We start from the raw sequence: 18,590 nt of genomic DNA on the forward strand, positions 1-18,590 counted from the left end.
CAGTTGAGCTAGAGAAATGCCGCGAGGCGCTGGCCCACGCTGGGGATGCCGATATCCAAGGCCGCTCCCTGATCGAGGACCGGAATAAGTGTCGTGAATTCGGGACACGAGGTTGAGCCGGTGAGTGCGATGCGTACCGGATCGTAGAGTTCGTTGCCGGAGATGCCGGTGGTGCTGCTGATCTCACTCATCCACGCATTGAAGTCGGCTGCGGTAAGCGGGCCGGGCTTGGTGCGGGTCTTGGCGGAGATCTCGTAGATCACGCGGCGAGCCGAATCGGCGGCGAGGATGGCTGCATTGGCCTCATCGGCGCGGGCGAGGTTCGGATTCATGTGGAAGATGAACGCTGCTTTCGCCGGGATCTCGCCAAGCCGGTTCACCGAGGGCAGGAACATCGCGATCATATGGAAAAACCAGACCAGTACCGCATCCGGCGTTTCTTCCTTCTCCGGCAAGAGGCCGCCGAAGTAATCCCAGCACAGGGCGGCGAGCCTGGCGGGCGTCGCAAGCTTGAGATAGTGCCGGTTGAGAGCATTGAGCTTCTCAAAGTCGAAGATTGCGGGGCTCGCGGCGATGTCTTCGAACGAAAACGCAGCGACCAGTTGATCGGGATTCAGAATCTCCGACTTTGCATCCTTCGGGGTCCAGCCCAGCAGCGCGAGATGGTTCACAAGAGCTTCCGGCAGATAGCCCATCTCGCGAAAGCCCGACATCGACGTGGCGCCATGCCGCTTCGACAGGCGCTCGCGATCGGGACCGACGATGGTAGGCAGATGAACGAACTCGGGGACCTTCCACCCGAAGGCCTCGTAGATGGCAACCTGCTTTGGCGTGTTGGCGATGTGATCGTCGCCGCGAATCACGTGGGTGATGCCCATGAGGGCATCGTCGACTGTGACGACGTAGTTGTAGACGGGAACTCCGGGGCTTGCCCCGGCGGTTCCACCTTGCGCGGACCGAACGAGAACGGGGTCGCTGATGGTTTCAGGCGCGAACTCGAGATCTCCGCGGATCGCGTCGTGAAAACGGATCGGCCGGTCTGGAATCTGGAGGCGAATGGAATAGGTCTTGCCGCGAAGGAGATTCTCCTTCACGTCGAACTTGTTCATCACGCGGCAGCGGCCGCTGTACACCTGCGGGCGGCCCTCGGCAATGGCGAGTTGGCGCTCCTCTTCGAGCTCCTCCGGAGTGCAGAAGCAGCGATACGCCTTGCCCTCGGCGAGCAGCTGAGCTGTATGGGTGGCATAGGTTTCCATGCGCTTCGACTGACGATAGGGGCCGCGATCCCCAGTCTCGCTGGCATCGTTCTCATTGGGACCTTCATCCCAGTTCAGGCCCAGCCAGACCAGCTCCTGAAGCAGATGCTTCTCGTAGTTGGGCTTCGATCTGTCGACATCGGTGTCTTCGACGCGAATGACGAACTTGCCCCCGCTGCGCCTGGCAAACAGCCAGTTGTACAGAGCAGTGCGTGCATTGCCGACATGCAGCATGCCGGTGGGGGATGGCGCAAACCGCACGCGTATACTTTGGCCTTCCATGCACTTACGATAATATCCCGCAATCTGAAAAGAGCCAGTAACTACTCTGGTTTGGCTTTTCGGGGGCGGAAGTGCTCCCAGCCGCGCGGTTCAAGCGGCTGTTTTTTTCCCGAAGAGACGAGGACCAGGCGGGGGGCTGACCCGCGATGCCTTTTTACCGTGCCGACCTGCGTGAGCGGGACCCCGGCAATGGTGTGCGGAAGACGCGCACCCGGCGGTGCTGTGAACAGGAGTTCGTAGTCTTCTCCGCCATGAAGGGCGTCATCGAGCGACGCACCCGGAAAGGTGGGCAGCGATGCCTGGTTGATTTCTGCCGACACACCGGACTCCTGGCAGAGGTGATGAAGATCGGTGGAGAGACCGTCGCTGATGTCGATGGCAGCCGATGTTGCGCCTCGGCGCCGGAGCCAGAGCCCCTGCTGAATGCGTGGTTGAGGCCACAGGTGCCGCGCGAGTTCGGATTCGGATTGCTTTCGGCCAGAGTTGAGAAGCTGTAGACCGAATGCAGAGCCGCCGAGCGACCCTGTCACGTAGATTGAGTGGCCCGGCCGGGCTCCGGAGCGGAGCAGGGCCTTCCCTCGCGGAACTGCGCCGATGAGAACAATGTCCGCAAGGGGCATCGAACACTCAGCCAGATCGCCGCCGGCCAGCGGCGTTTTCTGCTGGTCTGCGAGACGCAATAGCCCATCGAGAAATCGGTCGCTCCAGGCAGGCGCTCCGCGACGAGCAGGCCGGGTCAGTTCAGGAGGAAGGCCAAGCGAAAGAAATGCGGCAAGCGGCCGCGCGCCCATCGCGGCAAGGTCGCTCAGCCCGCGGGCGATGGCGCGGTGGCCGACGGCCTCGGGCGGATGCAGATCGCGGCGAAAATGACGCCCCTCGATCGACAGGTCAGTGGTGACGGCGATCTCTTCTCCCGGCCTGGCCCGCAGAAGCGCGCAATCGTCGCCGATTCCGAGACTTACCGCGCCAGACGACCTTTGCGCTCGCTGCCGGATGCGATCGATAAGTGCAAGTTCCGCCGCAACTTTCGGGATCGTCGATCGGGAGCTTCGCTGCACGTATCCAAGCATAGGACATCGCATTCAATGGCCGAAAAGCGTCATTACGCAGGGACAGCTTGGCCCGGAAAACGGGCGGAATTCGGCCGGTTTTCCGTCACCAGTTTATTGACCCCCCAAAGGGGCGGCTGCTAGCCTAAGTAGAAGTTCAAGAGAGTGCGCAGTTGTAGAGGCGTACGCAGTAGGGCGGGGCTCCCCCGGTACCTGCATTCATTGACCAACTGGCTACGCGGGTAAGTAGCATCTTTCATTTATGTGAAGGCAGGATCATGCTGCGAAAGCGCTATTACGTCCTTTTTGTTGCCAGAGATGAAGATGGCCGGGTCAGGAAGATACCCCTTCCTCTGCAGTATGTGTACGGATTCGTTGCGGCTGCGCTGGTGGGTGCATTCACCATCGTGGGGTTGGCCGGATCCTACACCCGCATGCTGCTCAAGACTGAGCACTTCAACGAGGTCCGAGAAGACAATCAAAAGCTTCGCAAGGATGTGAATCAGCTCGCGAAGGTGGCGCACGATCGCGATGTGCAGGTGGCGTCGCTCGGGGCGCTGGCCAGCGAGGTGACTGCGCTCTACGGGCTTCGTTCGCATAAAGTGCTTCCCGCAAAGCCCACTGCCAATCCAGCCGCAGGCGCAACTCCGGCAAGCCTCACTCTGAAAGATGAAGTGAGCAACGCCGATGTGAAGATGACGTTCGAGCAGTTCATCGCGCTCCGCGACCAGGCGATGTCAGGCCGCGTGACGCGCGCGCTCGAGGGCGGGTTGACGCCAAGCTTCCTCGGGGACTGGACGCAGATCGCGGACGCTCCTTCGATGTGGCCGGTTGAGGGTCGCGTAGGCTCAGGATTCGGTCAGCGTGAAGATCCCATCAATGGCGAGGGCGCCTTCCACCCGGGCATGGACATTGAGGCCGCCTATGGCACACCCGTCCGCGCTTCGGCCGATGGCAATGTCACCGGCGAGAACATGGGTGCGGGATACGGACGCCAGGTGGTGCTCGACCACGGACACGATCTGATCACGCTGTATGGACACCTGTCGTCGATCGCAGTCATTCCCGGTCAGCACGTACAGCGCGGTCAAGTGATCGGGTATGTCGGGCAGTCTGGCCGTGCGACGGGTCCGCACCTGCACTATGAGGTGCGCGTGCACAAGGTTCCCGTGAATCCCCACAAGTATCTGCGCATGACGTTCGAACAGGCACTGACCGCGGATACGACGCAACATATCGCCAGCAAATAAGAGACTGGAAATCAGGTGAGGAACGGCTCCAAGCGGGGCCGTTCTTCTTTTGTGCCTGAAGATCAGAGATACGGATCGCGGGCGAATTCTCTCCGGTTCGTCACAATAGTTGTTTCGGAATAGTATACCGGGCGTACTATTGCCGGCATGGTGAAAACACCGGAGTATCGCGACCTGTTTCCTGGCGCGCTCGAGATGATGATCCTGCAGACTCTGAGCCGCCGTCCGTTGCACGGGTACGCTCTTGCACAGCACATCAAGTCCATCTCAGACGATCTGCTTCAGATCGAAGAGGGTTCTTTGTATCCGGCGCTGCAACGGATGTTGAAGAGTGGTTGGCTGAAGTCGGAGATGGGTGTCTCGGCCAGGAATCGCCCGGTACGCGTTTACAAGGTTACGCCGGCGGGCCGCAAGCGCCTCGAAGAGGAGAGGTCGAGCTTCGAGAAGATGTTCGCGGGTATCAATCGCGTTCTGGCGATGGGCTGATGAGGAGTGAACATGCGCTGGCTTAAGCATCTCCTGACCCGGGAACACCTCTACGATGAGCTTACTGAATCGATGCGCGAGCATCTCGACGAGAAGATAGCGGATTTGATGGACAGTGGCTTGTCGCAGGAGCAGGCGGAGAGAGCAGCCCGCGTGGAGTTTGGGAATGTGCTTGTGATTGAGGAGCGCTGTCGGGAGGTGTGGCAGTTGGCTGCGCTTGAATCGCTATGGGCAGATGTGAAGTTTGCCGGGCGCCAGATGCGCAAATCTCCCGCGTTCACGATTACGTGTCTTCTGACCCTGGCGCTCGGCATCGGGGCCAACTGTGCGGTGTTCAGTGCGATCAATACGATTCTGCTTCATCCTCTGCCCTATGAGGATCCGGGAAGACTCGTGCTTGTATCCGAGAGCCTTCCGCTGTTGAACGGAGACAATCTGGTTGGAGTTTCGGCGAAGGAGTATCTGGACTACCGGCAGCAGAACACCGTCTTCACAGATGTTGCGGCGTTCGAGACGGAAGAGTTCAATCTCACCGGTATCGGGCAGGCGCAGCACGTGCATGCAGCGCGAATCTCGGCGACCGCTCTACCGCTGCTCGGCATAGAACCTGAACTTGGCCGTAATTTCAGCAGCGAAGAAGATCGCCACGGCTCCGACCACGTCGTGCTCCTGTCGCATGGGATTTGGGAGAGTCAGTTTGGCCGCGATCCCTCGATTGTGGGCAAGGCGATCCATCTTGATGAGACGACGTATACCGTCATCGGCGTGATGCCATCATCCTTTCGCTTTCCGCTCGATGCCGCGCCACCTTCTGAACGCGCGAGTCTGTGGCTTCCGATGGCGTTCTCGCCGAACCTGCTGAAACCGGAAAACCGCACGATGGAATTCGGGGTCGGGCTTGTGGGGCGCCTGAAGCCACAGGCCACGGCAAAACAGGCGCAGAACGAAATGGATCAGATTGCGAATCGCTTCATGCGCGATAGCGGGTACAGCGGATCAATCCGTGTGTCGCCGCACGTGCTTCCTTTTGCGGCGCACTCGGTAGAAGGTGCACGTTCGCTTCTCATCCTCCTTGCTGCCGCAGTCTTCTGTGTGTTGCTGATCGCAAGTGCCAATGTCGCGAATCTGCTGCTGGCCCGGGCAAACTCTCGCACGCACGAGATGGCGCTCCGTATGGCCATTGGGGCTAACCGCCGCCGGCTTCTGGGCCAATGTCTGGTAGAAAGCTCGTTTCTCGGCTTGATTGGTTCCATTGCGGGCATTCTGCTCGCAGTCGTTCTTGTGATGGGTCTCAGGCGTTTCGGGCCGGCGAACCTGCCGCGCCTGCAGGACGTAGTCATACATCCGGTTGTGCTGCTTTTTGCGGTTACGCTCTCGTTCATCAATAGCCTGTTCTTCGGGTTTATTCCCGCATGGCGGCTCGCCCATGTTTCTCCCAGGGCTTCGCTGGGAACGACAAAGCAGGCCGGCGGAGACCGTGGCAGCCTTCGCGTGCAGAACTCCGTTGCAGCCGCTGAGATTGCAATTGCGTTTGTCCTGTTGGTCGCAGGAGGATTGCTGCTGCGCAGCTTTGCGCGCCTGGTCGACTCCCCGTTCGGCTTCAATCCGCAGAATGCTTTTGTGGTCAGGACGGTCTTTGACCGCGTGCGGTATCCCGAGCCCGTCAAGCGGGATGTTGTCCAGAAGCAAGCATTGGATCGCCTCGCGCGCCTTCCTGGAATCGAAGCCGTCGCGGAGGCAAGCCACTTACCGCTGAGCGATACGCGCCAGATTGGATTCCGGCTGGAACATGCAGCAGCCGACGACTTTCACGTGGCCGAGAACTCGCTGGTGAGCTGGGGATATCTTCGGGCGATGGGTATCGCACTGCTGGCGGGGCGAGATTTCAGTCCTGGCGATGCCCGCGATACTCCTCCGGTTGCGATCGTCAATCAAGCTTTGAGCCGGAAATACTTTGCGGGGCAGTCTGCGATCGGGAAGCACTTCGATTGGGGAGATCGAGGGACATTCACGATTGTCGGTGTCGCGCAAGACGTGCACATCTCGTCTCTGGATAGTGATCCTCCGCCGATGATCTACCTCGATATGTTTCAAGTAGAAAGCGGAGTCAGCGGCAACACTGCGTTTATTTTGCGGGGTCCGCAAGCCGCCACTGAACTTTTGCCTGCGATCCAGCGAGAAATCTGGTCGATGGACAGTGAATTACCGCTCTATCAGGCAACAACTTTGCAATCGCTGATCTCTGAATCGCTGGCACAGCGAAGCTTCACACTCGTTCTCCTTGGCGCCTTCGCCGCTACTGCCCTGGTGCTTGCAGCGGTCGGCATCTTCGGAGTGATCTCCTACCTTGTTCTGCAACGGAGACGCGAATTCGGCGTGCGGGTGGCTCTGGGGGCGGATCGTTCGCAAATCACTCACCTGGTGCTCGCGCGTGGAGCGTGGATCGCCCTTGCCGGATGTGCGAGTGGACTGGCGCTTTCAGTTGTGGCTTCTCGCCTGCTGGCGACGAGTCTCTACCATACAAACTCCTATGACCCGGTGATGTTCTGTGCGGTGCTGCTGCTTCTTTTTGCGGTTGTGTTGCTGGCTTCCTGGATTCCGGCGCAGCGTGCCGCGAAGGTCGATCCAATGGAGTCTCTGCGCATCGAGTAGCACAGTCCCCACTTTCTCAACCTGCTGCACAGATGCGTCGGGTTTCGACGTAGTATCGTTTCCTGTTGGATTCTTTTGGAATCAACGGGAGATATCTGTGGGCTATCGGATTCGTTTTAGTTTTCTTCTTGCCTTGATGGCGTTAGCCGTTCCTGCACTTGCGCAGGATCGTGCTGCCGAGGTGAAACTTGCATTCAGCCGGGCGCAGCATCTGCGGCACGGCATCAATGCCTCTGAGTGGTTCGCGCAGAAGCCGGGACACTACTCCGCCGCCGAGACCAGCGCGTACACCGACGACGCCGACATTGCGCTGATGGCGCAGCTCGGTTTTGACAATGTCCGGCTGAGCATCGATGCCGAGCCTCTGGCGCGCGGATTTGCCGGACACGATGCTTCTGACTTCATCGGCAGGCTCGATCACGCCGTGGACCAGATGCTGGCCAAGGGCATGGCGGTCCAGATCGACATCCATCCCGAGAGCGATTACAAGAAAGCGGTGAGCACGACCGGCGAGGGCGTCGACCGCTTCGTGATGCTCTGGCGCAAGCTGGCCGCGCATTACGCAGATCGCAATCCCGATCTGATCTTCTTCGAGATCATGAATGAGCCGGAAGAGCGTGACGCCTACCGCTGGAATGGCGTGCAGGCTCGGGCGGCGGCTGCGATTCGAGAGGTCGCTCCGAAGAACACCATCATCGCAGCAGGAGCGAACTGGTCGGGCATCGGCGACCTGCTCATGCAGCAGCCGTTGCGCGATGGAAATGTGGTCTACACGTTCCATTTCTACGAGCCCATGCAGTTCACGCATCAGGGAGCGAGCTGGACCGGCACATGGCCGATGCTGACGCACCAGATTCCCTATCCTCCCACGGAGGAAAGCCTCGAAGCTTCCCTTGCGCAGGTTCCGGACGCGCGAAGCAAGTATGAGCTGGAGCAGTACTGGCTCGATCACTGGGACGCGCGCAGGATCAGGATGCAGATGGATGCCGCGGCAGCCTGGGGCAAGAAGAATGATGTTCCCGTCACCTGCAACGAATTCGGCGTGCATCGGCCGGTGGCGCCGGCGGACTCGCGCATGCGGTGGATCCATGATGTGCGCACCGCTCTCGAGGCCGACGGTATCGGCTGGACGATGTGGGATTATCGCGGAGGCTTCGGCGTAGTGTGGAAAGAAGACGGCAAGCCGGCGAAGGTGGACGATGCGGTGGTGCAGGCGCTCGGGCTGAAACACTAGTCCTACGAAAGCGATCTGGTCGTTCGAGGCCGACAACTTGCCGGCCCCGGACGGCAGCGCACGCTACGTAAGCGCCGAAGTCTTCGATTGCGCTGGTGCAATCGGTGTGACATGATACGACGCGTATCCCTTCTTTCTGAGGCGGCGTGTTGACCAGACTTCTCGCGATTTCCTTCCTGATTTTCCTGGTCCGAAGCATTTCTCCTGCCCAGAAAGTTCAGCCGGAAGTGAAGCCGGTTCCCATGGCTGAGTTGAATGGGCCGTGGTCTTTCCACACCGGAGATGATCCTGCCTGGGCAGACCCTGAGTTCAACGATTCCTCGTGGTCGCGGATTGAAGCTGCCCGGAGTTACGAAGAGCAGGGATTCAAGGGCTACTCAGGAACAGCGTGGTACAGGCTGCGGGTAAACCTTCCGCAATGGAATGGCCCGCTGGCCCTCGAGTTCCCTGTGGTCGCGGACAGCTATCAGGTCTTTGTGAACGGACGCCAGATCGGGCAGGTCGGCAGCATGCCTCCGCACGAGTCGGTTGTGCTGGCAAGCCAGATGATCTTTCCCATCCCGCCCGAGATCGACATGCAGGCTCCACTGAACATTGCGGTTCGTGTGTGGCACTGGCATCGGTTTTCGGCCTACGAGGGCGGAGGTCTGGAGGCGCCGCCGCGTATCGGCACGCTTGCCACCATCACCGAATGGCAGCAGACGCAGAAGCATGCTCGTTATTGGGTAGAGACCGATGCGACGATCAGCCTGCTCGCGAACCTGCTCACTGCTTTCGCAGGTCTGGCTCTGTTCGCACTTCGGCCGAAGGAGCGAGAGTATCTGTGGTTCGGAGCGGCGCAGGTGGTTTGGGCAGTTCAGGTGGGCCTTCACATTGCTCTGGTGACGCGGACTGTGCCGTTCCTTGCGATGGAGCTGGCGATCGCCTCCACGGTGGGTTTGGCGATGATATTGAACGTGGAGTTCTTCGTCACGCTCCTTTCGCAGCGGAAGCGGGTGCTGTACTGGAGTGCGGTCGTTTCCGCGATGCTCCTCGTCTTTACACTGGGTCCGTCGTGGCTGGACTGGTTCAGCGATGCGCAGTATTCGACGGCCCAGATGCTGCTCGAGTTTATCTACGGCGCATGCGTGACCGCGATGTTTTACGCAGGCGTCAGACAGGGCAATATTGAAGCCAAGCTGCTCGTCGCGCCCTTCACATTCAGTTTCGTCTGCAACACGATCGAACCTCTCATGGCGTTGCCCATCTTCGACCGCGTCGCGTGGCTGCGGGCATTCTCTGCGCGCTTCGACCAACTCACCTCGTGGCCGTTTCCGTTCAGGACGGTGGTACTGGCAGGCGACATCGCCATGTTCTCCGTTGTCGCGGTGCTGGTGTTTCGTTACGCACGCAGCAGGACAGATGAAGAGCGCATGAGCGGAGAACTGGCCGCTGCGCGCGCCGTGCAGCAGGTGCTCGTTCCCGAGCGCATCCCGACCGTGCCGGGATTCGAAATTGAATGCGTATATGAGCCCGCGGGAGACGTGGGCGGAGATTTCTTTCAGATCATTCCGCTGAGCGGGTGCGAACTGCTGGTCGTCATCGGCGATGTCAGCGGCAAGGGAATGCCCGCGGCCATGACCGTGTCGCTGCTGGTGGGCATGGTGAGGACGCTGGCGCAGACGATCAAAAGCCCGGGAGAGATTCTGTCGGCCATCAACCACAACATGATGGGCCGTACATCGGGCGGCTTTACAACCTGCCTGATCCTGCACATCTCTGACGACGGCGCGGTGACCGCGGCAAACGCCGGGCACCTGGCTCCGTATCTGAACGGAAGAGAGCTGCACATCGAAAATGGGCTGCCGCTCGGGCTCGCCTCGAGCGCGGAGTACGTGGAGTCGCATTTCGAGGTGGCGCCTGCGGACCGGTTGACGCTGCTTACCGATGGCGTGCTGGAGGCGCGTAGTGCCAACGGCGAACTGCTCGGGTTCGAGCGCGCTGCCTCGATGAGTACGGAGTCTGCCGCTCGGATCGCAGCAGCCGCGCAGCGATTCGGCCAGGAAGACGACATCACTGTCCTGTCGCTGACGCGCAGGAGCAGCTGCAGCGAAGGTCTCCAAATGGTTGAAGCGGCGTCGGCGTAACCAGCGGCGGGACTAAGTTCCTACAGCCACTTTTGCTTTGCGCCTACGCATCGAGAGGCTGGCAACGAAGTAGACGGGAAGGCCGCCGAACGCGATGGTGAGAGCGAAGGCGAATGCCGAGATCCCGGCCACCGTCTCCGAGCGTGACGCCTGCAGCGCATAGATGATCAGGCAGGTTGGACCGAGGCCCAGCAGAACGGGAAGCCAGTCAGGTCCGGGGATGCGAAAGGGCCGCAGCAGCGAAGGCTCCTTGCGCCGAAGAACAATCAGCGCGACGAATTCCAGAATCACCGACATGCCCCAGAGCACCAGGTCGATGGTGATGAGACGCTCGAAAGTAAAGCCGAGGGCAAGAGCCCAGCAGCTGGCGCAGGCCAGTACGGAAACCCATGGCGATCCATTCGGAAGCTTTCTCGTAAAGATGGCCGGCAGGTAGCCATCTTGAGCAAGAGCGTGCGGCAGCCGCGTATACGAGAGCGTGAGGTTGCTGAAGGTGCCAAAGCCGTCCATCAGCCCGGCCAGCACCACCGCTGTGGCGAGAAGCGACCCGCCGAAGATGTGCGCGGCGTCGACCCATGCGCCGGTCGAGAACCTGTCTGCGGGAATGCCTGCCCATGCGACGGCGCTGACCGGTATGGCATAGGTGAGCATCACCATCACGATGGCGAGCAGCGCGACGCGCGGGTAGTTGCGCTGCGGGTTCTCAACTTCGTTGGCGATGGTGGTCGCGTTATCCCAACCCATGTAGTTCCACATGGTCACCATGATGGCGGTGGAGAAGGCAGCTCCGGCGGGGTGCGCCAGAGAGGCGTGCCCGCCGAAGGGGCCGTGAGCGCCGCGCGTTCCGGCATAAAGGGCAAGCCCTACGATCACGAAGTAGGGCGAAATCGACACGAGCCAGAGCTTAAGCGATCCTTCTCCGACCGCGGCAGCGCCGAAAAGATTCCAGAGCACTGCGGCGGCAACCACCGCGAGCTTCAGCAGGAGCGCTCGATGGCCGTGGGTCAGGTCGGGCGCCAGCCGCTCCAGGTAAAGGACAAAGATCGTGGGGTAGATGGCCATGTCGAAAACGGACGCCGAGAGCGAGAGCCACACTTCCTGGAATCCCCAGAAGGGGCCCAGGGCGCGGCGCACCCAGGCATAAAAGCCGCCTTCGTCCGGGATTGCGGAGGCGAGCTCGCCGAGCATCAGGCCGGTGGGAAAGCTCCAGAAGAGCGGCAGAAGAAAGATGAGCAGCAGAGCGCGGCCGTATCCGCCGTAGCCGACGATGTCTTCAATGCCATAGGGTCCGCCGGACACCATGAAGTAGGTGGCGGCGAGCAGGGGAAAGAGACGCAGCTTGCGCGGGCCGGAGGTACGGGTGATCTGGGGCAACTCTCTCCTTCGAGGCGTTGAAGATGTTCAGGGCGATCTCATTTCCATCCTAGCGACTGGCCGATCATCTGCGTAGTGTTCGTTGGAAACGGAACGGCGAGCGACCGAGATTCGGGCTGAGAGTCGGCCTGTGAATTGAAGATCGAAACAGTCGTGATGAGAATCACCGGAAAGCTTGCAGTCTATTTCGAGGGATTTCGGCACAATAGGAACATGCTGCGATCTAGACAAGCTGATGGCGCATTCCACCGTCGCTCCGAGCTCGGGCAAGGCGGGCGGACCAGCTAAATTCTTTGTTTGCATACACCTTGTGAAGAAGTCCAATGGTGTCTTACATTTGGCGCTACCCGGCACCCCGCAGTCTGTTCAAAGGAAGGAACTTCGTCACAAGGTGTATGGGGAAGGGGTAGCCCCCTCAAGCAGCTTTCAGCTACTAGCCTTTAGTTTTTAGCCGTTCCGGTTTCGTCTGGGCAAATTGAAATGCCGACGCCTCCGTTTGACTAGGAACACACTATCGATCGGCAACACGCGAGCTAGCAGCTAAAAGCTAATAGCTAGTAGCTCGAAGCTCCTCTCACCGCAGAACGGTCGTTGCGCTTTGCGCCGTGGTGGCGACGACGATCACGCTCCAACAAAGCGCAAAGAGCGCCACAGACCACCAGCGCCTTCCGGCTGTAAGAAGAAATTCCTGGGAGACAACGACGCTGAGAAGAATGACAGCGTCAACGATCAGAAACATCTGCCCGCTGATCGGAGTGAAGTTGATGAACGACATCTCTAATGGCCCTTGTATATGGTTTATGGTTCTCTAGCACAACGAGCAACTTCTTGACATCCGATGCAGCGAACGGCGATCTACGTTGGGCGAGGCGGTCGTAAGCCGGGTCAGATGAAGCCCAGCATCCCGCATCGCGAAAATGCGAGTAGGTCTGTGTACGTGGCGTTACAGAACCTCCAGATTCAGAGATCGAGACTTTACGAATCCTTTACGCCGCGCGTAAGCAGTTCTGCATCAAAGCGCGAGAGAAACCTGTCTTGTCGATCGTCTGGGAATGGGAATTCTAAGTAGACAGACAATCGAAGCGTAAGCAGGACGTGCGAGCGTTCACTCACCTGAGTCTGATCTGCACGTCCTTCACCCGGTCTCTACACCTTACAAACCAGGCGGTCTGCGGATGGCTCAGGCTCAAGCACACAGCCTTGCAACTGGGCTTGCGCGAAGCCTCCGCGCAGATTGATGACGTTGTCGAGCCCGCTGCCTTTGAGAGCGCAGGCCGCCAGATATCCGCGCTGCCCCTTCTGGCAGTAGACAAGGATTTTGCGGTCGCGCGGAAGTTCGCTCAGATGCTCGCGGAGCTCATGGAGCGGAATGTTCACTGCATCTTCGAGAGAGCCGAAGCGAGCGAGCTCTTCCGGATCGCGGACGTCGAGAAGGAACTCGCCGTTGCGTTTCCATTCGTCGGGAGAGATCGAGGAGATGTCGCCGCGCACGATGTGGTCGGCCACGAATCCTGCGACGTTGATGGGATCGTTGGCTGAGCCGAACGGTGGCGCGTATGCGAGATCGAGGTTCTCAAGGTCGAATACGCTCATGCGAGCAGCGATTGCAGTGGAGAGCACGTCGATACGCTTGTCGACGCCTTCTTCGCCGACGATCTGCGCGCCCAGCAGGCGTCCGGTGCCTTCTTCAGCGACGACCTTGATGACGGTTGGCTTGGACCCCGGATAGTAGCCCGCATGGCTGTTGTCGCGCGTGACGCTGGTGAAGAAGGTGAGTCCGGCCTTTGCGGCTTGAGCGCTGGAGAGACCGGTGGTCGCGGCCATCATATGCAGGATGCGAACGATGGAGGTGCCGAGAGCGCCTGGATAGGTGAAGTGGCCCCCGGCGGCATTCGATCCCGCGATGCGGCCCTGGCGATTGGCAGGGCCAGCGAGAGGAATGCGCGTGCGGGCTCCCGTGAGGGCGTGCGTCGTCTCCGCCGCATCGCCGACGGCGTAGATGTCAGGGTCAGAAGACTCCATGCGCGCATTGGTTTTAACGCCGCCGGTGACGCCGATTTCGATGCCGGCTTCTCTGGCGAGACCGACGTCGGCTTTGACGCCAACGCTGAGCAGAATCAGTTCGGCAGGGATCAGAGAGCCGTCGGCTAATTCGACGCCTTGCGCGGTGAGTGCTCTGGCTTCGGCCGAGGTCTTGAGATCGAGACCGCGTCCGTAGAGGTGATTTTGCAGGTCAGCGGCCATGTCGCTGTCGAGGAGCGGAAGGATGTGGGGAAATCTTTCGATGATGGTGACATGCATGCCGCGCCGGTGAAAGGCTTCGGCCATTTCGAGCCCGATGAATCCACCGCCGATGACGGCCGCGGTTTTCGGTCTTTGAGTTTCGAGGAAGGCGACGATGCGGTCCATGTCGGGAACGTCACGCAGCGTGAATACATTTGGGAGATCGGCCCCGGGGATGGGCGGAACGATGGGACGCGCACCCTGGCTTAGGATGAGCTTGTCGTAAGAGACGTCCTGCTCCGTGCCGTCGGGTCGGCGCACGCGGATGGTCTTTGCGGCGCGGTCGATCGAGATGACTTCGTGATTCACGTGGGCTTGCACGCGCGAGCGAGCCCACATCTTTTCGGGAGTCATGATCAGCAGGCGGGAACGATCCTGAATTTCACCGCCGATGAAGTATGGCAGGCCGCAGTTGGCGAAGGAGATGTAGGGTCCGCGTTCGAAGATGTGGATTTCGGCATTTTCATCCACTCTGCGTGCCCGTGCGGCGGCAGATGCTCCGCCGGCTACGCCGCCGACGATGACGATCTTTCTGGATGTCTTCATGATCTTTCCGGAGTGTTGCTGAGTTGAAGCGGCTGTGAGTTGGTGCGGTTCCACGGCATACGCGCGAGCAGGATGGCCATTCCGCAGGTGCCGGTGAGGCCGGCGAAGAGCAGGCCGCTGCCGAGGAGCAGCGGTATGAGGGCGAACCAGGAGCTGACAGTAAGTGCGAGAAGGGCGCTGAGAACAGAGAGGCTTCCGACAACGATCTGGACCTGGCGCATGATGGGCAGAACGCTGGCTGTGCCGCGGTTGACGGGAAGGCCGGCATCGATCCATGCTTGAGTGCCGCCTTCGACGAGCACAGCGTCATTGCATCCGCAGGAGTGGAAACGCTCGATGGCTTTGCGGGCACGCGCGCCGGACTGGCAGATCACGTAGAAGGCATGGCCGGACGAGTGGGACTTGAGGCACGCTGCCGGCTCGAGGTCATCAAGAGGGATCAGCATGGCGCCGGGAACGTGAGCGGCATTGAATTCCGGAGGAGTGCGGACGTCGAGAAGCAGAGGTGGATTTGCAGAAGCAAGGAGCAGGCAGAGATGAGCGGGCGAGACGGATTTGACTTGCGCTTCGTTCATATTTGTGTATGATCATATCACCATAGAGGAATATGTCAACTGCAAGCAAAACACGAACGCTGAGTGACGAAGAGCTGGATCGCGTGGCACAGCAGTTTCGGCTTCTTGGAGAGCCGATGCGGCTGAGGATTCTGCAGACGATCTGTAAAAAGCCGCTGACCGTGAACGAGATTGTGGAAGCGACGGGCGCAACGCAGTCGAATATCTCGAAGCACCTGTCGCTGCTGGCGTCTTCGGGGATCATCCGGCGGGAGAAGAATGCGCAGTTTGTGTATTACAGCCTGCGCGATCCCATGACCATGAAGCTCTGCGAACTGGTACACGGGAAGGTGTCGGAGAAGGACTGACCGAAGCCCCGGCGCCGCCCCGGTCTCAGAGACGCGCAGCCGGACGCGTCGTGATATAGGTCACACTTTGCGGCTGGTGCTCGAGGGATTCGCGGGGAAAGCTGCTCCATTACCACCTCGGTGGGCTTCCCTTCGATTGTCCGTTCTGCGATAAAGGTGAGAAGCATCTCACACCAGTAGGAAGGTTGACCTGTTGCACCAGATCGATTGCGCGGGTGCAGTGGCGCTGGGTGGCTTCCCCGGAATGGTACGAGCGGGATGAAAAAGGGTACGGACAAAACGGATACTTTTCCAGGGGTTCTTCGCGGAAGCGGAGAGATGGCCGAGTGCAAATGCGTCGTTGCCCTGGTGACGAAGCTGACCCCCGGAAGATCGGGAAACGCAGTTGCGACAAGCCTTCGGATTGACTCGACGGAGAAGACGCCGCCAGACGGGAACTATCGCCTGGATGTGCGGGGACGGATCTTCAACGTCCGGCGCGAAGGCGGCCGGTGGCCGCTGCTGGCGCTGTAAGAGGCGGCTTTCAAGCTGCTCCAGTCCCTAGCTATCAACTCTCAGCAATCAGCGCAGATCGGCTTCGTTTAGCTCCGGATGCGGAGTTGCGTGCGACTGCCAGGTGACGAACTCAGGTGTTCGGCGGTCTATGACGTATCGGATATGCCGGTACGTTTGGTTCCGTGAGCGGCCTGGAAGAGCGGGCCGCAGAGGAGACCCATGACTCTGCCCGAGCCATCGAGCCCGCGCGAGCGCGCACTGTTTTCCTTTCCGCGACTTGAGGAGCAGCCTCTGTGGCGTGAGCTTGCCAATGAGGTGCGGGAGCGGCTTTTCCCGCTGCGACTGCCTCCCCTGGAGTTGACCTCGTCGCCGGTTGTTGTGCCGGACCGCATGGCGACGAGTACAAACCGCTGGGCGTTTGAATCAGCGGCCGTGGTGAACTGCGGCATCGTCGTGCTCGCGCTGGTGCTGGGCCTGAGAACTGGTCATCCCGCGTCTCCGTTTCTGGCACCAACGGACAAGTTCGTGATCAAGGAGTATCCGTTGCTGGCGGCAATGCGACTGCATACTTCAGACGGCAGCAACGGCGGCGGAGCAAACGATCCGGTCGAAGCGAACAGAGGACGCAATCCGATGCAGGACATGCGTCCGCTGGCACCGGTGCAGGTGCCGGATCTGGAAAATCCGAAGCTTTCGATCGAGAACAGGATTGCGGTGCCACCCGACGTGAAGCTGCCGGACAATCAGGAGATGGCGATGATCGGCGTGCACGAATCGGCAAATGTGACGCTGATGTCGGGAGGACCGGGCGGTCCGGCGGGCATCGGAACCGGGCGCAATGGCGGCGATGGGCCCGGCAACGGCCAGAGAGGCTGGGGACCGGGTGCAGGCGACGGGATCTATACGCCCGGTTTGAATGGAGTGAGTCAGCCGATTCCGGTGTTCACGCCGGAGGCGGAGTTCTCCGACGAGGCGAGACGGCACAAGCAGCAGGGCGCGTGCACGATTTCGGTGGTGATCGATGCACAAGGCAATCCGCAGAATCCGCGGGTGGTGCAGCCGATCGGGATGGGGCTGGATGAGAAGGCGCTGCAGGCGGTGATGCGGTACCGGTTCAAGCCGGCGAAGAAGGACGGGAGGCCGGTGGCGGTGCGGATCGGGGTGGTGGTGGACTTCAGGTTGTTCTGAACCCCCACACAGCGTGGTCTCCCAGGTCTCCAAAAACGGGAGACCTGGGGCACCCGAGTTTTTGTCGAAGCGGATTACTTGCCGGTGTAGATGACGTGCCAGATGGAGTTGGTGCCGTCGTCGGAGACGAAGAGCGAGCCATCTTTGGCTTCTGCGACGCCGACCGGGCGGCCCCAGACGTTGCCATCACCGACGGTAAAGCCGGTGAGGAAGTCTTCGTATTCACCGGTGGCATGGCCGTTCTTCATGGGCAGGCGCACGACCTCATAGCCGGTGCGCTGGGCTCGGTTCCATGAGCCGTGTTCGCAGGCGAAGCCGTCGCCCTTGAACTCGGCGGGGAACTGCGAGCCCTGGTAGAAGAGCATTTCGAGCGATGCCATGTGCGGGTTCATGAGGATGTCGGGGGTGATGACCTTCGACTTCAGCTCAGGGTGCTTGCCGACATGGCGCGGGTCTTGATGCCCGCCCATGTACCACCAGGGCCAGCCGTAGAAGCCGCCTTCCTGGACGTGAGTGACGTAGTCCGGGACGAGGTTGTTGCCGATGGCATCGCGCTCGTTGGTGGAGCACCAGAGCTCGCCAGTGATGGGGTTAATGGCTTCGCCGACGCAGTTACGGATTCCCCAAGCGTAGACTTTCTGGAACTTGCCGTCGGGGGTGAACTGAAGGACGTCGGCGCGGTGGAACTCTTCAGGATGCGTATCGGAGTCGTCGACGTTTGAGTGAGAGCCGACGGAAGCGAAGAGCTTGGAGCCATCTTTGGAGAAGACGAGGTCGCGCGACCAGTGGCCGCCGCCGCGAAGACGGCCGCCGCCGGGGAGCTCAGCAAGTTGCTCAGCCGGGCCGCGAGCTTTGAGGTCGCCTGATTGATAGGGAAAGCGAACGATGCCGTCGGTGTTGCCGACGTAGATGTATTTGGGGTTCGTGGCGGGATAGAACGCAATGCCGAAGGGAAGGTTCAGGCCCTCGGCAAACGTTGAGGTCTGCTGCGGCTTTCCGTCGGGAGTGGTGCCGCGGAATACGAGGATCTTGCCGGGCTGACTCTCGGCGACAAACAGGTCGCCGTTGGGAGCGACGCGGATCAGGCGCGGGTTGTCGAGGCCGGTGGTGTACTGCTCAACCTTGAAGCCCTTAGGGGCGATGGGCCAGGCATTCTGCGGGCGCGGAACCATGCTGGCTCCGTTGTCGACGGATTCCTTCTGGTTCGGCTCGGGAAGATCGTTGACGGTGAGGTGCCGGCGGGTTCCTGGGGACTCGTGAGCGGCGTCGGTGAAGGCGTTCTGCCCGGTGAGGACTTTGGACGAGGATTGGGAGCCGGACTTGGACTGGGCGGCTTGGGTCTCTGCGGAGTGCCGGGCTGCGGAGGCTGCGGCGCAAACGAGGCAGAAAATCGTGCAGATCAGAATCTGACTTCTGAGAAAACGGACCATGACACCTCTCTGGTTCT

General features: G+C 60.4%; 15 protein-coding genes. 8 read left to right on the top strand and 7 right to left on the bottom strand.

What is annotated here, in order from left to right; all coding sequences use genetic code 11:
- Positions 1–8: 8 nt before the first annotated feature.
- Both gltX and thiL read right to left on the bottom strand, forming a co-directional pair.
- Positions 9–1,538 carry a glutamate--tRNA ligase gene (gene gltX / locus DHV10_RS24665; RefSeq protein WP_109489083.1) on the bottom strand — a complete coding sequence of 510 codons (1,530 nt, stop codon included), beginning with the start codon at positions 1,536–1,538 and terminating at the stop codon, positions 9–11.
- Between the two features lie 41 nt (positions 1,539–1,579).
- Positions 1,580–2,596, bottom strand: coding sequence for a thiamine-phosphate kinase (gene thiL / locus DHV10_RS24670; RefSeq protein WP_239462031.1), 1,017 nt, complete (start codon positions 2,594–2,596; stop codon positions 1,580–1,582).
- Positions 2,597–2,868: 272 nt separating this feature from the next.
- Here thiL and DHV10_RS24675 point away from each other — a divergent pair, with 272 nt between their 5' ends.
- From DHV10_RS24675 to DHV10_RS24695, 5 genes are all read left to right on the top strand, one after another.
- Positions 2,869–3,837, top strand: a complete 969-nt coding sequence (locus DHV10_RS24675) for a M23 family metallopeptidase (protein ID WP_109489119.1) — start codon at positions 2,869–2,871, stop codon at positions 3,835–3,837.
- A 147-nt stretch (positions 3,838–3,984) separates the two neighbouring features.
- Complete coding sequence (locus DHV10_RS24680) at positions 3,985–4,323, top strand: PadR family transcriptional regulator (RefSeq protein WP_109489085.1); 339 nt, start codon at positions 3,985–3,987, stop codon at positions 4,321–4,323.
- A 12-nt stretch (positions 4,324–4,335) separates the two neighbouring features.
- Positions 4,336–6,975 carry an ABC transporter permease gene (locus tag DHV10_RS24685; protein WP_109489086.1) on the top strand — a complete coding sequence of 880 codons (2,640 nt, stop codon included), beginning with the start codon at positions 4,336–4,338 and terminating at the stop codon, positions 6,973–6,975.
- Positions 6,976–7,072: 97 nt separating this feature from the next.
- On the top strand, positions 7,073–8,209 hold the full coding sequence (locus DHV10_RS24690; RefSeq protein WP_109489087.1) for a glycoside hydrolase family 5 protein: 1,137 nt from the start codon (positions 7,073–7,075) through the stop codon (positions 8,207–8,209).
- Positions 8,210–8,451: 242 nt separating this feature from the next.
- On the top strand, positions 8,452–10,335 hold the full coding sequence (locus tag DHV10_RS24695) for a PP2C family protein-serine/threonine phosphatase (RefSeq protein ID WP_162601871.1): 1,884 nt from the start codon (positions 8,452–8,454) through the stop codon (positions 10,333–10,335).
- 12 nt (positions 10,336–10,347) lie between these two features.
- Here DHV10_RS24695 and DHV10_RS24700 read toward each other — a convergent pair whose 3' ends face one another.
- The 4 genes from DHV10_RS24700 to DHV10_RS24715 all read right to left on the bottom strand — a co-directional run bounded on the left by DHV10_RS24700 (position 10,348) and on the right by DHV10_RS24715 (position 15,113).
- Positions 10,348–11,709, bottom strand: a complete 1,362-nt coding sequence (locus DHV10_RS24700) for an APC family permease (RefSeq protein WP_239462033.1) — start codon at positions 11,707–11,709, stop codon at positions 10,348–10,350.
- Positions 11,710–12,283: 574 nt separating this feature from the next.
- Positions 12,284–12,484, bottom strand: a complete 201-nt coding sequence (locus DHV10_RS24705; protein ID WP_109489089.1) for a hypothetical protein — start codon at positions 12,482–12,484, stop codon at positions 12,284–12,286.
- Between the two features lie 371 nt (positions 12,485–12,855).
- Positions 12,856–14,538 (bottom strand): FAD-dependent oxidoreductase, encoded by a 1,683-nt coding sequence (locus DHV10_RS24710; RefSeq protein WP_109489090.1) that lies wholly within the window; start codon positions 14,536–14,538, stop codon positions 12,856–12,858.
- The gene (locus DHV10_RS24715; RefSeq protein ID WP_109489091.1) at positions 14,535–15,113 is read right to left on the bottom strand and encodes a rhodanese-like domain-containing protein; all 579 of its coding nucleotides are present in this window, start codon (positions 15,111–15,113) and stop codon (positions 14,535–14,537) included. Before DHV10_RS24715 ends, DHV10_RS24710 begins: the two co-directional genes overlap by 4 nt.
- 32 nt (positions 15,114–15,145) lie before the next feature.
- Between DHV10_RS24715 and DHV10_RS24720 the strand changes: the two genes are divergently transcribed.
- The 3 genes from DHV10_RS24720 (at position 15,146) to DHV10_RS24730 (ending at position 17,143) form a co-directional block, all read left to right on the top strand.
- The gene (locus DHV10_RS24720; RefSeq protein ID WP_109489092.1) at positions 15,146–15,460 is read left to right on the top strand and encodes an ArsR/SmtB family transcription factor; all 315 of its coding nucleotides are present in this window, start codon (positions 15,146–15,148) and stop codon (positions 15,458–15,460) included.
- Between the two features lie 318 nt (positions 15,461–15,778).
- Positions 15,779–15,973, top strand: a complete 195-nt coding sequence (locus tag DHV10_RS24725; protein WP_162601872.1) for a hypothetical protein — start codon at positions 15,779–15,781, stop codon at positions 15,971–15,973.
- A gap of 201 nt (positions 15,974–16,174) precedes the next feature.
- On the top strand, positions 16,175–17,143 hold the full coding sequence (locus tag DHV10_RS24730) for an energy transducer TonB (protein WP_109489094.1): 969 nt from the start codon (positions 16,175–16,177) through the stop codon (positions 17,141–17,143).
- 74 nt (positions 17,144–17,217) lie between these two features.
- Here the strand turns inward: DHV10_RS24730 and DHV10_RS24735 are convergent, their stop codons facing one another.
- On the bottom strand, positions 17,218–18,573 hold the full coding sequence (locus DHV10_RS24735) for a PQQ-dependent sugar dehydrogenase (RefSeq protein ID WP_109489095.1): 1,356 nt from the start codon (positions 18,571–18,573) through the stop codon (positions 17,218–17,220).
- Between the last annotated feature and the right edge of the window lie 17 nt (positions 18,574–18,590).

Origin of the sequence: Occallatibacter savannae (assembly GCF_003131205.1) — a bacterium.
In the GTDB taxonomy this organism is placed as follows: domain Bacteria; phylum Acidobacteriota; class Terriglobia; order Terriglobales; family Acidobacteriaceae; genus Telmatobacter; species Telmatobacter savannae.

Excerpts from the sequence above, each read along its gene's own strand:
- DHV10_RS24735 (WP_109489095.1), bottom strand. The coding sequence starts at position 18,573 with ATGGTCCGTTTTCTCAGAAGTCAGATTCTGATCTGCACGATTTTCTGC.
- DHV10_RS24685 (WP_109489086.1), top strand. The coding sequence starts at position 4,336 with ATGCGCTGGCTTAAGCATCTCCTGACCCGGGAACACCTCTACGATGAG.
- DHV10_RS24680 (WP_109489085.1), top strand. The coding sequence starts at position 3,985 with ATGGTGAAAACACCGGAGTATCGCGACCTGTTTCCTGGCGCGCTCGAG.
- DHV10_RS24705 (WP_109489089.1), bottom strand. The coding sequence starts at position 12,484 with ATGTCGTTCATCAACTTCACTCCGATCAGCGGGCAGATGTTTCTGATC.
- DHV10_RS24710 (WP_109489090.1), bottom strand. The coding sequence starts at position 14,538 with ATGAAGACATCCAGAAAGATCGTCATCGTCGGCGGCGTAGCCGGCGGA.
- DHV10_RS24695 (WP_162601871.1), top strand. The coding sequence starts at position 8,452 with ATGGCTGAGTTGAATGGGCCGTGGTCTTTCCACACCGGAGATGATCCT.
- gltX (WP_109489083.1), bottom strand. The coding sequence starts at position 1,538 with ATGGAAGGCCAAAGTATACGCGTGCGGTTTGCGCCATCCCCCACCGGC.
- DHV10_RS24730 (WP_109489094.1), top strand. The coding sequence starts at position 16,175 with ATGACTCTGCCCGAGCCATCGAGCCCGCGCGAGCGCGCACTGTTTTCC.
- DHV10_RS24725 (WP_162601872.1), top strand. The coding sequence starts at position 15,779 with ATGGCCGAGTGCAAATGCGTCGTTGCCCTGGTGACGAAGCTGACCCCC.
- DHV10_RS24715 (WP_109489091.1), bottom strand. The coding sequence starts at position 15,113 with ATGAACGAAGCGCAAGTCAAATCCGTCTCGCCCGCTCATCTCTGCCTG.
- DHV10_RS24720 (WP_109489092.1), top strand. The coding sequence starts at position 15,146 with ATGTCAACTGCAAGCAAAACACGAACGCTGAGTGACGAAGAGCTGGAT.